General features: G+C 34.0%; 18 protein-coding genes. All 18 read right to left on the bottom strand.

All coding sequences use genetic code 11. The annotated features are described in order from the left end of the window. Window positions 1-96: 96 nt before the first annotated feature. On the bottom strand, window positions 97-738 hold the full coding sequence (locus tag LS70_RS07650) for a formyltransferase family protein (protein ID WP_236096460.1): 642 nt from the start codon (window positions 736-738) through the stop codon (window positions 97-99). Beyond that, window positions 735-1802, bottom strand: a complete 1068-nt coding sequence (locus LS70_RS07645; protein ID WP_034287880.1) for a Gfo/Idh/MocA family protein — start codon at window positions 1800-1802, stop codon at window positions 735-737. Before LS70_RS07645 ends, LS70_RS07650 begins: the two co-directional genes overlap by 4 nt. Continuing rightward, window positions 1802-2890 carry a DUF354 domain-containing protein gene (locus tag LS70_RS07640; protein WP_034287882.1) on the bottom strand — a complete coding sequence of 363 codons (1089 nt, stop codon included), beginning with the start codon at window positions 2888-2890 and terminating at the stop codon, window positions 1802-1804. Before LS70_RS07640 ends, LS70_RS07645 begins: the two co-directional genes overlap by 1 nt. Further along, the gene (gene asnB, locus LS70_RS07635; RefSeq protein WP_034287885.1) at window positions 2887-4608 is read right to left on the bottom strand and encodes an asparagine synthase (glutamine-hydrolyzing); all 1722 of its coding nucleotides are present in this window, start codon (window positions 4606-4608) and stop codon (window positions 2887-2889) included. Before asnB ends, LS70_RS07640 begins: the two co-directional genes overlap by 4 nt. Next, window positions 4601-4864 carry a hypothetical protein gene (locus LS70_RS07630; protein WP_034287888.1) on the bottom strand — a complete coding sequence of 88 codons (264 nt, stop codon included), beginning with the start codon at window positions 4862-4864 and terminating at the stop codon, window positions 4601-4603. Before LS70_RS07630 ends, asnB begins: the two co-directional genes overlap by 8 nt. Further along, window positions 4854-6020, bottom strand: a complete 1167-nt coding sequence (locus LS70_RS07625) for a hypothetical protein (RefSeq protein WP_138109407.1) — start codon at window positions 6018-6020, stop codon at window positions 4854-4856. Before LS70_RS07625 ends, LS70_RS07630 begins: the two co-directional genes overlap by 11 nt. A gap of 1 nt (window position 6021) precedes the next feature. Beyond that, a complete protein-coding gene (locus LS70_RS07620) occupies window positions 6022-7122 on the bottom strand; it encodes a DegT/DnrJ/EryC1/StrS family aminotransferase (protein WP_034286961.1) in 1101 nt (366 codons plus the stop codon). After that, window positions 7112-7690, bottom strand: coding sequence for an acyltransferase (locus LS70_RS07615; protein ID WP_034286959.1), 579 nt, complete (start codon window positions 7688-7690; stop codon window positions 7112-7114). The genes LS70_RS07620 and LS70_RS07615 overlap by 11 nt, the downstream gene beginning before the upstream one ends. A 5-nt stretch (window positions 7691-7695) precedes the next feature. Next, on the bottom strand, window positions 7696-8280 hold the full coding sequence (locus LS70_RS07610) for a formyltransferase family protein (protein WP_161594708.1): 585 nt from the start codon (window positions 8278-8280) through the stop codon (window positions 7696-7698). After that, window positions 8255-8389 carry a hypothetical protein gene (locus LS70_RS10325; RefSeq protein WP_268902947.1) on the bottom strand — a complete coding sequence of 45 codons (135 nt, stop codon included), beginning with the start codon at window positions 8387-8389 and terminating at the stop codon, window positions 8255-8257. Before LS70_RS10325 ends, LS70_RS07610 begins: the two co-directional genes overlap by 26 nt. Further along, window positions 8390-9349, bottom strand: coding sequence for a Gfo/Idh/MocA family protein (locus LS70_RS07605; protein WP_034287866.1), 960 nt, complete (start codon window positions 9347-9349; stop codon window positions 8390-8392). It abuts the gene before it with no gap. Further along, the gene (wecB, locus tag LS70_RS07600; RefSeq protein ID WP_034287863.1) at window positions 9350-10414 is read right to left on the bottom strand and encodes a non-hydrolyzing UDP-N-acetylglucosamine 2-epimerase; all 1065 of its coding nucleotides are present in this window, start codon (window positions 10412-10414) and stop codon (window positions 9350-9352) included. A 71-nt stretch (window positions 10415-10485) separates the two neighbouring features. Then, on the bottom strand, window positions 10486-11097 hold the full coding sequence (locus LS70_RS07595; RefSeq protein ID WP_138109405.1) for a glycosyltransferase family 4 protein: 612 nt from the start codon (window positions 11095-11097) through the stop codon (window positions 10486-10488). Next, window positions 11094-12227: a glycosyltransferase gene (locus LS70_RS07590; RefSeq protein ID WP_138109404.1), complete on the bottom strand. Its 1134-nt coding sequence runs from the start codon at window positions 12225-12227 to the stop codon at window positions 11094-11096. Before LS70_RS07590 ends, LS70_RS07595 begins: the two co-directional genes overlap by 4 nt. After that, window positions 12227-13348, bottom strand: a complete 1122-nt coding sequence (locus LS70_RS07585) for an N-acetyl sugar amidotransferase (protein WP_052083351.1) — start codon at window positions 13346-13348, stop codon at window positions 12227-12229. Before LS70_RS07585 ends, LS70_RS07590 begins: the two co-directional genes overlap by 1 nt. Before the next feature lie 46 nt (window positions 13349-13394). Further along, window positions 13395-13601 carry a hypothetical protein gene (locus LS70_RS07580; RefSeq protein ID WP_138109403.1) on the bottom strand — a complete coding sequence of 69 codons (207 nt, stop codon included), beginning with the start codon at window positions 13599-13601 and terminating at the stop codon, window positions 13395-13397. Between the two features lie 76 nt (window positions 13602-13677). Continuing rightward, the gene (locus tag LS70_RS07575) at window positions 13678-14985 is read right to left on the bottom strand and encodes a hypothetical protein (RefSeq protein ID WP_034291401.1); all 1308 of its coding nucleotides are present in this window, start codon (window positions 14983-14985) and stop codon (window positions 13678-13680) included. Window positions 14986-15094: 109 nt separating this feature from the next. Then, on the bottom strand, window positions 15095-16372 hold the full coding sequence (locus tag LS70_RS07570; protein WP_034291402.1) for a radical SAM protein: 1278 nt from the start codon (window positions 16370-16372) through the stop codon (window positions 15095-15097). Between the last annotated feature and the right edge of the window lie 25 nt (window positions 16373-16397).

The following is a 16397-nucleotide window of genomic DNA, read 5'->3' as shown; positions in this document are numbered from 1 at the left end:
TGCTTTTTATCTGCTTGAACGAAGTAAAACTTCCTTCCTCTAATGATACAATAGGGTGGTTCAAATCCGGGCATTGCTGTGGAGCGGATAATTTTTTCAATTAAAGCCCCCCCCCCCGCAGGATAGCAAAGAAATACATTTCAAATTCTCAATCTCTGCTCTTGTGTGAAATTCTCGTCTGCTAGCAATAATAGAATCTTGAGGAATAAGAGAATATTCTCCACTTAATATTTTAGGTAAAGAATCGCAAAAGAGCGCAAAAGCGTGAGCATTAGCCAACTCCACTAACTCATCTACAAAGCAATCTTTAGGGATAAAAAAACGCGTTTGAAAGGCTATATCGCCATTATCCACCTTAGCTTCCATTTTATGAATACTCACTCCAAACTCTTTATCTTCATTAAAAATAGCAAATGAGAATTGATTGCACCCTCTATATTCTGGTAAAGGTGCTAAATGCAAATTCAGTGCAATTTCTTGTGCGCATTTCAGAAGAGACAATGGCAATACCTCGTGATATTGCACACTTAATAAAAGTTCAAATTCCAATTCTAACAATTCATTAATATTATCTAAGATTTTAATTTGCTTAGTTTGACAAAACTTTCTAATCGCATCACCTCTAGGTGCTGCACCAACTGCTAAGATTTGATAATCTAATTTTTCTTGTTGATAAAACAATTCTTCTAAACATTTTGCGCCAAGCTCTTTGCCGCCCAAAAAAATAATTTTTTTCATTCTTTATGTCCTAGCTTGCATTTTTGTGGTTGGAATCGTAAAAAGACTTCTTTGCCTGTTTCTATGGATTCATACATTGCGATAATTAGCTCTAAACTTTTGCGCCCTTCTAACCCATCTACTAAAGCCTTAGTGCCATTTTGAATAGAATCCACCACATGTAAATAATATTCTTTATGCCCAAAACCATACACATTAGGAGGATTGACAGAGTATTTTTCCATAACTTCTTTATCGGATTCTATTGTGTTAGTAAAATTCCAATGTCTAATTTCATTCACAGCAAATCCGCCAATCTCCACACTCCCAAATTCTCCTAAGATTGAAATGCTCCCCTCTAAATCCTTTGGACGCGTAGCAGTCGTAGCTTCAATGACACCTAAAGCACCATTTTTAAATCTCAAAACCGCTACTCCTGTATCTTCAGTTTCTATATCGCTTAAAGCTGTGCGACTTTTGGCAAAGACGCTTTCCACATCGCCTAACATCCACTCAAGCAAATCAATATGATGACTTGCTTGATTGGTAAAAACTCCGCCATCTTGCGCCCAAGTCCCACGCCAAGAATCTTGTTTGTAATACGCATTATCTCGACACCAACGCACGCGCACACTTCCCATTACAAGCTTGCCAAATCTCCCAACTTCTAGTGCTTCGCGCAGTTTTTGCACCGGCAAATTATAACGATTTTGCTTCACAACAAATAGGCGAATCCCGTTTTTATTGCAGGATTCTATCATCTTATCTGCATCATCTAGTGTCAAAGCCATTGGTTTTTCTACAATAATATGTTTTTTATAAGGTGCGACTTCTAAAGTGTTTTTAGCGTGCATTCCGCTAGGAGTTAGAATCGCAACCAAATCAATCTGCGCTCCACAAGCCTTCATCATAGAATCTAAATCCGTAAAATAAGGCACTTGATATTTACTACCAAAAGATTCTGCTCTTGTTTTGTCAATATCACACACGCTTACAAGTTTTGCCCCCGCAATTTCACCGCTACTTAATAATTGCGCATGACGCACTGCGATTCTCCCGCAACCAAGCAATGCCACACCTAACATTATTTTGCCTCCTTTAAAATTTGGGATTCTATTTTGTCAATAATGGCATTAAAATTACATTCTCCTTGCACAAAATAGCTTTGCGATTCTATTTTTTTGCCTAGCATTTTTTTAGCAATTTCTAAAATCTCCTTGCAATCTTGCGTCCAAAACATTAATTGGTTTTTGATTAAATATTGGTCATGGACCAACCAAATAGAACGCGTTGAAATTGTCGGAATCCCATAGCAAACTGCTTCTAAATTCATCGTCCCACCACCGCCGATAAATAAGTCAATAAAGGGATAAAATTCTTCTGGTTTTAATTTTTCTTCTAAAATTGTTGCGACTTCCCCAAAATCACGTTTTAACCTATCTTTTTCATATCTTGGCATAATTACAATATTCGCATTAATTTCTTGTTTTAAAAGTGGAATCACCTCATAGATTGTTGGCACTTTTTCTTTGACATAGTGTGCTTTATATTCTTCCTCACGCACAAGAATCGTAGGTTTATTACTATCTAAGCCATAGCGGATTCTAAAATCATTTTTAGAATCTTTTTTGATAGCATTTATCCACAATGCCACATCAATAAAAGGATAAGGAACAATTTGGTTTTCATCTAATGCAAAGCGCAACATAAGCTCTTTAGGAAGTATAAAAGGATAAAAAAAGAGTTTAGAAAAAGGAAGTGTAAGGCGCGCTACTGCGGTAAGTTCATTAGGACATTTCTCATCTCCGGGCTTAGCAAATGCAGGCGTATCATAAATATTAACAACCGGAATCCCAACCCCAAAGCTAACCTGCACGCTATCCACCACAGCACCACAAATTAGCACCTTTGGCACTCCACGCACTCTAAATAAATCCAAAATTTCTTTTTGGCGAAAGATTCTTGCTTCAAATTTCTCTAAAAGTGTCGCTCCCCCATATTCCCCAAGCACAATATGTGGAATCTTGTGTAATTCTAAAATTTCTTTTGCTTCTGTATAATGGGGCGCATAACGCGTTGTAACAAGAATCTCATAACCTCTTGCTTGCAACTCTTTAATCATAATTGTAAAAAACATTGCATATTTTGGTGTTGCCACATCAATCCAAATCATTTTCTTGCCTTTAAAACCTCAAAAATTGCTAAACGAATATCAAAAAGCGAAGTCGCATTATATCCTAAAGTTTGCATTAGACAAAACTCGGGCGCACTAAAACCTATCTTATCTTTCCTCCATGCTAACCCTTTGCTTCCTAGCTTCTCTAAAAGCATGCGTAAAATAAACTTGCTATATCCTTTTTGCACTTTGCAAGATTTTGCGATTTTAAAGGCAAATTCCACAACGCGAAAATCCGTAAAAGGCGTGCGATTCTCAATCCCAAACACCATTGCATTGCGGTCTTCATAGCGCAGGAGATTTGGCAGATTAAACGCTATTGTATCTAGCCAAAGCCCTTGCGTAAAATCAGGTTGGAATCTTTTTAACAAATTATCTAAAGGTGGAATAGGGAATCCCAACTTTTCTAATTTCTCTATTTCCTTAGCATTATCTTGTGCGAATAATTGAAGCTTTAAATCCTTTTTCAAAGAGCATTTAAGCCCAAAATTATATTCACCAAATGCACTATTTCCATAGATTTTTAAACGTTCTTCAAACTCTCTAAAAACATCAAAAATATATCTCCCAACATGGTGATAATATCCACCAAAAAGCTCATCTGCGCCTTGCCCTCCAAGACTTACTTTGCAATATGGTGCAATAGAAGCAAAAAGCAAATATTGTGAATAAATAGAAAGGCTACGAAAAACCTCATCTTGAGTATAACAAAGTGCTTTAAAATCTTCTTTGATAGAATCTAAACTTGGGTTAATAAATTCTATTTTTTGGTTTAAATCCTTTTGAAGTTCTCTTGCATACACGCTTTCATCGCCTTGTGCATTATCTTTGAAATTTAAAGCAAAATAACGACAATTCACCCCCACTTTTTGAATCAAATGCGCCAAAATAGAGCTATCTATTCCCCCAGAAACGCAAAGAGCCATAGGCACATCAGAGCGCAAACGCAATTTTGTAGCATCAAAGAGCAAAAATTCTAACTCCTCCATAATCTTTTGAAAACTTTTATTATCATAAGTTAAGTAATTGATTTCTTCAAAGTTTGGTTCAAATTCCCAATATTTTTGGAATCTTAAAGACTTATCACCTAATTTACCACCTAATTTAAATTTGGCAAAATGCGCTTTAGGAAAAGAAAAAATATCTTGATAGATTGTGCGATTCTCACTTCCATTGCTAAAAAGCAGCCATTTAGAAACTTCTTCTAAATCAAAAGGAGAATCTTTTATCGCCAAAAACGCCTTAATTTCTGAAGCAAAAAGAATCTTATCTCCATGGAATTGATAAAACAAAGGCTTATTTCCTAGCCTATCTCTAGCCAAAAATAACGATGAATCTCTCTCGTCATAAATCACAAAAGCAAAATCACCATTAAATTTATGCACACATTTTTCTTGCCAAGCCACAAAAGCATGTAGTAAAACTTCCGTATCGCTATGGGTAAAAAACGGAATCCCTAATGCTTCTAGCTCCGCTTTTAACTCTAAATAATTATAAATTTCTCCATTAAAAACAAGCTTTAAATGCGGACAATAAGGAGAAGTAAAAGGCTGATTTGCTTTTAAATCTAAATCAATAATGCTCAAACGATTATGTGCTAAAGAAAAGATTCCATCACTAAAACTTCCGCTAAAATCAGGTCCCCTATGCACCATCGCTTGTGATGCTTTTTGGATAATTTCTAAGGGATAATTCCCCCCACAAATACTACACACTTTTTATCATTCCTTTGTTTTTTAAAGTTGCAAATACTTTTTTGGCAATCATAGCATTACCTTTTGCATTGCAATGAATCCAATAATGCGTAAAAAGCGATTCTTTGCTCTCTGCAATGATTTCATTTAAATCAAAAATATAATCTAAATCTTGCACTTCTTTTTTGAATCCTTTTATAATATCAGGTATTTGTGAAATCATTGCATTTTGGTAAGCAACTGCGTGATTTAAAACCTCTATTTCTTTATGCCGCATAGCTTTTTCTTCTTCGCTCCACTTTAACTTGCAAGGCAGTAAAGGCTGGATAAAGGCGACAAATTTGCCCCCCCCCCCCGCAGACAATAGACTTAAATTGCTCTAATCGCATTTTCATAGCCGCATTAATAGCATTAAAGGAAATATTTGTATTGACTACTTTTCCCATTTCAAAGAGTAAAGGCATTTCACTTTGAGAAGTCTTTTTATAATCTCCTTCTGCCCACCAAGTGCCATAAAGAATCTTATGTCTTTTAACTAAAACATCACAATCAATTAAGCCTGAACGAAAATCCGTCCCCAAAAAGAAACTAATAACAAGCTCGGGTTTTAGCTCAAAACATAAAGCATTATAAAGCATAAGCTGTTCATAAACCGTATAACCTGTAACGCCAAAATTTAAAACAATATAAGAATCCCCAACTTCTTTTTGCAAAAACGCAGTGATACTCTCTTCATAAGGCAAATATTCTACCCTTAAAGCACTATTCCCAAAACAAGCAATTAATTTCACATTTTTAGGACGATCCTTGATAGCTTCAAAATCAATTTTTTTAACAAAATAAAAATCTTTATCTTCTGTTTTATCAAATGAAATTCCCACACTAAAACCCGGATAAGAAATATGACTAGGTTTAACAAGAGCACTTAAATAAATCTTAGAAAATACATTTTGATTGGGAATTAATGCATCAATCTTACTTCTCCATTCTAATAAACTTTGAGAGTTAACAGCTTTTGTTTTAAAATAATGCTCTTGCATTGCTTGTATTTTCTTATGAAAATTCGGCATATCTTGTGGTTCTTGCAACCATTCTTGCAATATTTGTTCTAAATTTGAAAAATACTCTTGCAACAAAAAACTCATCTTATTCTTATAAGCATAAGTTTGGATAAACTTGATTTTGTTTTTTGGAAGATTCAAACATTGAAGTTTTTGAAAAATCGTATCACGCATTTCCTTTTGCACACAGCAGATAAAATAAATATCAAAATTCACAGAAGCAATATCTTTAGAATCCATATAAGTATCGTCTTGTGTAAATGCAAGGTTGATTCCATCATCAACAACCCTACATTCAAAGCCCAATTTTGAGCATAATTCAAGCATACTCTGCCCACTCCAACCAAATCCATAAATCAATACTTTTGCCATTTTATTCTCCTTTATCTAAAATCACTTGCGCGATTGTCTTTATCTCTGATTCACTTAAATATGGATTCATCGGCAAGCTTAAGACTTCTGCACTTGCTAATTCCGTATTTGGAAAATCACCTTTTTTGTAGCCCAAATTTGCAAAGCATTCTTGCAAATGCAAACCAAGTGGGTAATGAATCGCGCTTGGGATTCCATTTTGTTTTAACTTCTCTTGCAAAGCTTCCCTTTTTTGCGTGCGAATCGTGTATTGTGCAAACACACTTTTTCTACCCTCTAACACTTTTGGAAGAATCACATTTGACCCCCTTAAATATTTATCATAAGTTTTAGCAACTTGATTTCTACGCGCAATATCTTGCGCAAAACTTCTAAGCTTTATCCTCAAAATCGCCGCTTGTATTGCGTCTAATCTTCCTCCAATTCCAATATATTGATGAATATATCTTACTTTTTGTCCATGTAATCGCAAACTTGCAATCTTTTTAGCCAAGCTTTCTTCTTGCGTAAAAACTGCTCCTCCATCACCATAACAACCCAAAGGTTTAGCAGGGAAAAAACTTGTCGTAGCAATCGTGCCAAGACTAGAATCTTTCTTTTGATGAAATTCTGAACCAAAACTTTGCGCACCATCAATAATTAACTTCAGATTCTCTTTTTTGCAAATTTGCTCAAGTTTTTCTATATTCGGTGGTTGCCCATAAAGGCTAACTGCTAAAATCGCCTTTGTTTTGGGAGTAATTGCGTTTTTAACCAAATCACAATCCAAATTATAATCTTCCAAAGATATATCCACAAAAACGGGCTTAATCCCCAAAAGCGCAATCATCTCCGCAGTTGCGATAAAAGTAAAAGGTGTCGTAATCACTTCATCGCCCGCTTTTAAATCCAAAGCCATTAAAGCAAGCAATAACGCGGAACTTCCGCTTGAGCAAGTAATTGCATATTTACTATTTGTAAATTCTGCCAATTCTTGCTCTAAGGATTCCACCTCATCTCCCATAATATAATTTGCATTGCGACAAATTCTTAAAACTGCTTCTTCAACCTCTGCTTTATGCTCTAAATGCGCTTTTTTTAAATTTGCAAAATCAATTTTCATATATAACCTCCAATCTTTCTTCTACCAAACGATAGCGCGTTTTATCATAACTATCAATAGCGATTCCTTTGCTATCAAATTCTAAGCGCAATCCCGCCTTATCCACCCAGCCAATCTGCCTTGCAGGAACTCCAACCATTAGCGCATAGCTAGGCACATCACGCACGACAACACTCCCAGCACCTACAAACGCGTATTCTCCAATACTAACACCACAAACAATCGTTACATTTGCGCCAATAGATGCGCCTTTTTTTAGCAAAGTCTTTCTAAATTCCTCCCTACGATTAATAAAAGCGCGCGGATTATTCACATTTGTAAAAACCATAGAAGGACCCAAAAACACATCATTTTCTAGCTCCACTCCCTCATAAATACTAACATTATTTTGCACTTTACATCCACTGCCAACACGCACATTAGGACCCACGACACAATTTTGCCCAAATGAGCAATTCTCCCCAATCACGCTTCCACTTAGAATATGACTAAAATGCCAAATCTTACAACCTTTGCCAATTTGCACATTTGTATCAATCACGGCACTTTCATGCATAAAATAATCCATTTGTATTATCCCTTACACATTTTCTCTTTATAGGTATTAAAATACTCCAACATTGTCTTTTCTTCCAAAAGCTGCATTCTTTTTGTGCTTTCACAAAAATCAATATCTTTAAAAGGATTCTTAGGATTTTGCAAATGATATTCAAAATTTGCAAGAATTGCGATTTCATTTTCGTAATGTCGTCTTGCAAGCGTTTGCAAAGAATCACTTGGATAAATTGGAGTTGGCACAACTGCTACGACTTCCCCACAATCTACATTTTCATCAATATAATGCAAAGTTACACCAAGTGGTTTATCCTTCAAAATTGCCCACTTAAAAGAATCTAATCCCCTAGAATTAGGGATTATTCCCGGATGAACATTTAAAATCTTTTTCCCTTTTAAGCAAGCATTAGACAATATCCCGCACCCTGTTACAAGATAGATTTCACATTCATTATCAATTTCTTCATCACTTTGACAAATCTTAAAGGGGATTTTCCACTTTTGCGCAATCTCTTGTGCATTTACCGACTCACTTTGTTTTGGTCTATGTGAAAATAGCACCACTTTTTCGTCTCTGCTAACAAAAGGCAAAGAATAAATCACAAAATCCCCCCCCCCCCCGCAGATTCAATAAAAGCTGATTTAAAACTTGTTCAGTTTTTAAGTGTGGTGCTTGATAAGTGATAATGCCTATTTTCTGAAATCTTTGCATTTAAATCTCCTTCAAATGAGTTAAAAAAGGATGATATTCACCTTTTAATCCTATAATTTCAGCATTTCTGATAGTATGCACGATTTCTATGCTCCTTTTTGCTTCTTGCAAGCCAAAACCTCTGCCCTTTAAAATCTCTTTATAGGATTCTGTATGCAAATCCGTAAAGCCATCGCTAAATTCAACTTCCAAGCCATCAACGCTGATTAGCCTATATGTTCTTTTGCCTTGTTCTAGCGCGACTTGTGGCAGCACAGAAGCATCAACAGACAAAAACCACCTAACCCTAGCATTTTTTAGCTCCAAGATTCCACTTGCGCTACTTGCATTGAGCAAATTTACGCGACTTTCTTTAACATCGCCAAATATCCAAGACAACATATCAAAAAAATGCACACCGATATTTGTAGCCACTCCCCCACTTTTAGTAATATCACCTTTCCAAGAGATAAAATACCACTTCCCGCGACTTGTAATATAAGTCAAATCCACATCAAAAACTTTATTAGGATTCTCTTTTAACGCGCTATCTATTCTTGATTTTAACTCTAAAATGCTCTTATGCAATCGCAATTGCAAAATATTATACACCCTCTTACCGCTTTCCTTTTCAATCACTTCCAAACCTTCAATATTCCAAGGATTCAACACCAAAGGTTTCTCACAAATCACATCTGCCCCATTTCTTAACCCAAAACGAATATGGCTATCATGCAAATAATTTGGTGAGCAAATAGAAACATAATCAAGCCCATTCCCTTTGCGCCTTAGCTTATCGACATGCCTATCAAATCTTTCAAATTCTGTAAAAAATTCTGCATTTGGAAAAAAGCTATCCATAATCCCCACACCATCATAAGGGTCTAACGCACATGACAAAATATTTCCTGTCTCTTTAATAGCCTTTAAGTGCCTAGGGGCAATATATCCTGCCGCTCCAATCAAACCAAACTGCTTCATTTAGACCTCCTTAAGTGTTTGCAGAATCTTATAACTTGTATCCCCATTACCATAGAGATTCTTATCAAATTTTATTCTATTATCGGCAATTTTAGAAAAAACATTAAGAATTTTATCTTTATTTGCACCAACTAACACATTATACCCGCATTCTACAAGCTCTGTCCATTCTGTTTCATCGCGCAAAGTCATACAAGGTTTTTTAAAAAAATATGCTTCTTTTTGCAAGCCACCACTATCTGTTGCCACTATTTGACAATTTTGCAACATCCATACCATTTCTAAATAACTCAACGGCTCTACAAAACAAATATTATCCACTTTTAAAAAGCTTTTTTCTAAAATATTCTTTGTCCTTGGATGTAGTGGAATCACAACTAAAACTTCCTTAGAAATTGCATTTAATGCTTGAAAAATTGCTTGCATTCTCAAAGGATTATCCGTATTTTCCGCTCTATGCAATGTGCATAAAATAAATTTATTTGAGAGTGCAATATTAGGCTTTTTTGCCATTTTTTGATAATGCAGTGCAACATCAAGCATAATATCACCGCTTTTAATAATTTTGCAATCAAAACCCAAAAAGCCCTCTTTCACTAAGTTATCATAAGCTTTTTGCGAAGGAACAAACAAAATCTTAGAAATCCTATCGGTTAAGATTCTATTAATCTCTTCTGGCATTTGCATATTAAAGCTTCTCAAACCAGCTTCAATATGCACAATAGGAATCTGCAACTTAACACTTGCCAATGCTCCTGCGAGTGTAGAATCTGTATCACCATATACTAGGGTAAAATCCGGTTTTTCTTTGCACAAGACTTCTTCTATTTTTTCTAGCATTCTGCCCGTCATTGCGCCATGTGAAAGTCCGCCAATACCCAAATGATAAGCAGGGGTTGGAATCTCTAATTCTCTAAAAAAGGATTCGCTCATCTTTGTATCATAATGTTGCCCAGTATGCACAATAACTTCTTGCATACCGCCATCTTCTAAAACACTTCTACTAAAAGCTCCGGCTTTAATGAATTGCGGTCTTGCTCCTACTATGCTAACGATTTTTTTCACAAAATCTCTCCTAATTTTTAAAAACTTAATAGTATTTGAATTAGCAAAATAACTTAAAGGGGATTCACGCTTTAAGCTTCACAAACCCTCTCCAAAATCCCCAACAACTTCTCCCCCTCCCTCTCTGCATTAAGAATCTTTGCAGTTTGGTTTGCATTTTCTTTGTAGTGCAAGATTTGTTCTTTTGTAAGTTTATTTAATTCTTCTGCCATAGATTGCGGGGTAAAGTCTTTTGAAATGATACCTAAATTGTATTGTTTGACTAATCTTGCCATTTCAGGATTAGGACCTATTGCTATGGCAAGTCTTGCTTGGATAAATTCAAAGAATTTATTAGGCAAACACATTTGCAGATTATAAGTAGTAGGAGGAACTAGGAATATTCCAATATCATAATCCAAACTAAAAGGAATAATCTCTTCAAAAGATACAGGTGGGATAATACGCACATTTTTTCTGTTTTCTGTCATATCTTTTAATATTTGAAAATAATCTTGATGATAGGTTGCAACAAGCATTAAATCCAAAGAGAATCTACTATCTACATAATCCATTGTTTTTATCATTTCTTCAATGCGCCTATCTGGAGAAGCTTGACCATGGTGAATCAATCGGATTTGATTAGGATTGATAAAATGCGTCGGGAATGTCGTAATATCAAACTCTTGAGTGTTAATTTTCATAATATCTCCTCTATTATCCCTAAAATTTTCTCTCTCTCCCTCTCTGCATTTAGAATCTTTGCAGTTTGGTTTGCATTTTCTTTATAGTGTAAGATTTGTTCTTTTGTGAGTTTATTTAATTCTTCTGCCATAGATTCTGGGGTAAAGTCTTTTGAAATGATACCTAAATTGTATTGTTTTACTAATCTTGCCATTTCAGGATTAGGACCTATTGCTATGGCAAGTCTTGCTTGGATAAATTCAAAGAATTTATTAGGAAGTGCATAAAAGCCATTATAGTTTTTGGGTTGTAAGATATAAAAACCTATATCATAAGTTGAACTAAAAGGAATAATCTCTTCAAAAGATACAGGGGGAATAATACGCACATTTTTTCTATTTTCTGTCATATCTTTTAATATTTGAAAATAATCTTGATGATAAGTTGCAACAAGCATTAAATCTAAAGAGAATCTAGAATCTACATAATCCATTGTTTTTATCATTTCTTCAATACCCCTTTCTGGAGATGCTATTCCATGATAAATGAGTTTGATATTTTTGGAATCTTGGGCAAATAATTGGGGGGGGGGGGCAAAATAATAAGCTGCGGAAGTAATCACTCCACATTTAATACCATAGTTTTTTTGATATTCTTCTGCAAACCCTTGATTAACAGTATAGACATAATCTGCTTTGGGAAGATAGGTTTGGCAAAGATAATGTTTATAAGGAGCAAAATAAAATCTCCACCAAAAAGAATGTTCAAACTCCTTTGGGGCGTATTCGTGCATATCCACAATCACTTTTGCATTTTTTTTATATTTCAATACAAGCGGTAGAGATTCTTCATTGTGCGCGATAATAATATCAAACTCTTTGTCTTTTAGGATTTCCTCCGCACTTTTAACTTGAGGGAGATTCCAATACACATGTTCATATCGCCTAAACAGCAACCAAAAACGCTGGATTAGTTTCATCTTAAGCGTCCATTTTGGCTTTGGAATCGTAAGGAATTGCACTAAACTATCCACAGGAGCAACATATCCAAGCCCAAATAACTCATATTTTCCTTTAAGAGATTTGTATCCTCTATATGTTCTAGGATTTGATGAATGATCATGAAAATCAAAAATTAATAACTTTTTCATCAATCCGTAACCCAAAAATAAGAATGCGGGAAGAAAATATCAAAATATTTCTGCTTCAATAAATATAGTTTATGATTATTAGCATACTCTGTATAATCTTTTTTAGGAGTTTCCATAATTTCCTGCCATTGAGATAAAGTAAGTTGCAACTTATCAAGCACAAACTCCAAATCTTTAGCTAAAGCCTCTTCAGAAAATGGTTTTAAGCGGTTTATAGCCTCGTCTCTAGTCATCTCTCCCGACAAGATACTGCTAGAATAATAAGGCTTTCTAACATCATAACCAAATTTTTTCATCAAAAAATAAGATTGAAAAAATCTAGTCCAAATGGATTCATCGTGTTTTTCGCCATAATTTTGCCAATCATAAATTTCACTCAAAGTAGCAACCGCTTGCTTTTTGCTATAATTAATATAGTTCAGCGGCGAAATAACCTGCATTTTTTTAATAAAAGGGTAATAAAAATAGTACTTAAAAAATCCTGCTATTGGAAATGTTTTCATAACCCCCCCCCCGTACCTTTTATAAATATCTTTCATTTGGATAGAATCCATACTAGAATGCACCCAAGAGATAGGAAATATAGATTCTGTGGCTAGATTAAATCCACTTAAGACATAGCGAATATTGTTTTTTGAAGTATATCCATACACGCTAGCAAAAAACGCCATATCTTGTGGAGCATCACAATTTGCCACTCCAGAGCGCAAAAACGCTACTTGGAGTTTTCTCATCTCCTCCCAATCAATAGTAATTGTATGCAAAGGAATCTTAAGCTGATTGACAAGCTTTTGGATATTGTCATTGGCTACTTTCGTATTCCACCCAGCATCAACATGCACAGCCAAAATGCGCAAACCATAATGGATTTTCATATAATGCAACAAATACGAGCTATCCACACCACCACTTAAACCAATAACTGCGTCATAAGCTTGATTTTTGCATTCTTTTTTGATTTGCGCAATTTTAGCATCTAACTTATCTTGAGTGCATTTTTGTATTTGTGGTAACACATAGCTATCAAATTTATGGCAATGGTTACATACCCCTTTTTCATCAAAATAAATTGTTGCATCTGTTGTATCCATGACGCAACGCTTACAAACTTGGTATTCCATCTTTGCTCCTTTAAAATTTAAATCAATCTACTATTTTTATATTGTTTTATATGGATTCCAAAAATTTTAAAATTTTCTCCCCCTCCCTCTCTGCATTAAGAATCTTTGCAGTTTTGTTTGCATTTTCTTTGTAGTGTAAGATTTGCTCTTTTGTAAGTTTATTTAATTCTTCTGCCATAGATTGTGGGATAAAGTCTTTTGAAATGATACCTAAATTGTTATATCTTTTTAAATTAATTCTATTCTCAACCATAAAAAATCTACTAATATTACACTCGCAATAATATTATATTGTTTTTTACTCAATATTATTATAATTTAATGTGCACTCAATTTGTTTTGTAACTTTTAGCATACATATCTTGCAATCCCGCTTCTTTTAGCATACATTCTTTAATTAATGGGTTATGCTCAACCATAAGAGAAGGAATCCCGAATGTTAATATATATGATTGCAAATCTTTCTTCACATTTTCTATAGCTTTTCCATAACTCCATAAGACATGATTATCTAAAGGATCTAACCACCACTCCTTTGGAATATCATCATAAATAAGTCTTAGAAAGCATTTAGCTACACTCTTTGGGCTCCATTCATTAGTTACAAATTGATAGGCACTCTCTCCAATCTTTTTACGATACTCTTCATTTTCTATTAATTTAACAATTAATTCTCCAACTTCATCTGGTCTTCCACTTACAACAGGAGGTATCTTCTCTTGATATGGAAAATTTTCATAGAATTCACCCATATTGTAACTGGTGATAATTACTGGCTTTTTAAAAAATGCAGCTTCTGTTCCAAATCTAGCCATATAACCACCACCGGAATACAACTGATCGACAACAAAATCACAAGTTGCCACATGATACAAAACTTCCGCATTCTTCATATCACTAAGTAAAATAAACTCAATATCATATTTGCCTTTTAATTTATTCACCTCACGAATGATAACCTCACTACCTTTTGCTATTTTATTTGTCGGAGCATGCACAATCTTAATACTTCTTTTTTTGTGATATTCATTTGGAATACAAATATTTTTAATATCACCACAATCAGTTGCGATACCGATGTAACGATAATCAATAAAAGATTTTGTTTGAAAATGCGCAACTGCATTGTAACTAATTATATATGTTGCATACTTTTCAAGCATTTCAACTCTATATTTTGTTTCTTTTGTAAGTAAATAAATTTCTTGCATACTTTTTCCATAAAAAGACCCATTTAAATAAGGTGGCCTAAAATCAGAACCAACAACATAAAAAATCACCTTTTTTCTAAAAAATTTTAAAATTGGCAATTCCCTATATCCAAAAAACCTAGAATACGCCACCATGATAAACACATCATACACATATAAACACCGCACAAACAACATAAGCCTAGCTAGAAAAAAAACACTGCTAAATACATATTTTAAGATTATATGAGTCTTATATTGTCTGTATTTTTTAATAGCATATTTTACAAAAGAAATATTCCAATTTTTTATAACCAAAGATTCTGATACCCCAAAGGGGTAATCCTCTAGCAACACAATATCATTTTGGATTCCAAGCTCATCAAAGCCCTTCTTAAGATTTTGTAGAACATTCGCTATTTCATTTAAACCAAGCAATATTCTCATGCTGTTTCCTTTCTCTACGATTACAACTTTTTAGAATTTCATCATATGGCATTTTATCACGAATTATTAATGAAAATTATCCCGACATCAAAAATACAAAATCTATTCCTTATTTTATTAAACCGTCTTGTTTCATTTTTGATACAACATTATTTTCATACATCCAAAAAATTATATCATCCGAAAGAAAAGAAATCTCTTTTGGCACTCTAAAATGATGCTCTCTAATCCCATAATTAATTACAAAGTATTTTTCTTGTAAATATCTTTTTGTAATACTTTTAAAACAAGCAGAAAATAAATCACAATGATAACAAAGACTCATCATTTCCTTATCTTTGTTTATTAAAAGATTATGATTATATTTTACAACTTCATCAAATGAATGATCTTTCAAAGAAAACTTATCTAATTTTTTCTTAATATATTTATATCTATCTCCCATTCCACAGCAACTCAGAAAATTTCCATCGACCATTATAGCATAGTCATATGCTCCACATAATCCATGGATATAGTCCAATCTTTCAATAGGCATAACGCTTTCATTCTTTATTCCATCATGAAAACGTTCAACATCAGTAGTAATTGCATTTACATTTTTACTTTTAAAAAAGGAAAGGACTTCTTCTTTTTCTTCAATATTTTTATTTTGTTGAACAAAATGAACTGCTGTATATATCCCAGCTTCAGTTGTTAAAGCTGGAGCGTTAATGGCAGTTTGATAAAATTTATCATTGGAGCTACGTACATATGAATATGTATCTTTACGCACAGAATCAATACTAAAACGCATTTCATCAAACCCAATATCTTTCAATTTTTGCACAACTTCCTCAGTAACCAAAGAACCATTTGTTGTTGTCGATACTCTCATTCCTCGTTTTTTAATATAACGGCTCACTTCTTCCCAATATGGATAGAGAAAAAACTCTCCTTCTGAAGACATACTAATCATTTCAATCCCATAATCAGCCATTTTGTCAATATATAATTTGGCTTCATCTAATGGCATATCTTGGGGTTTAAGGCTTGGATTATCATTAAAATATTTACCATTGTAACCTTCTCCATGAAAAGGACACATAGGACATGCATAATTGCATCTTGAAGTTACTTGTAGGTATATTGATTTTGGTTTTGCATATTTTAAAATATGTAAAGCAATTCTTTCTATTAACTCTTTTTCTAAAGTAGCAGGAATCTCCCCCCCCCAACACGAACTTTTCTCTTCCCAATAATCATTTGAAGTTACCAGTTCTCCATAAGGATAAAAAAATTCTTTTTCAAACTTGCTAGATTTATTATAATTTTCACTCGTTACGCAAAAGGATAATCCTTCTTTACGCCATTGGTCAAATAATTCTTTTAAAATAGGTGGTGTCATTATGTTCCTTTATTAAATTTTACAA

The organism is Helicobacter sp. MIT 11-5569 (assembly GCF_000765695.2).
GTDB lineage: Bacteria > Campylobacterota > Campylobacteria > Campylobacterales > Helicobacteraceae > Helicobacter_D.
The sequence above is the reverse complement of the archived record's forward strand: the minus strand, read 5'-3'. Positions and strand labels throughout refer to the sequence as shown.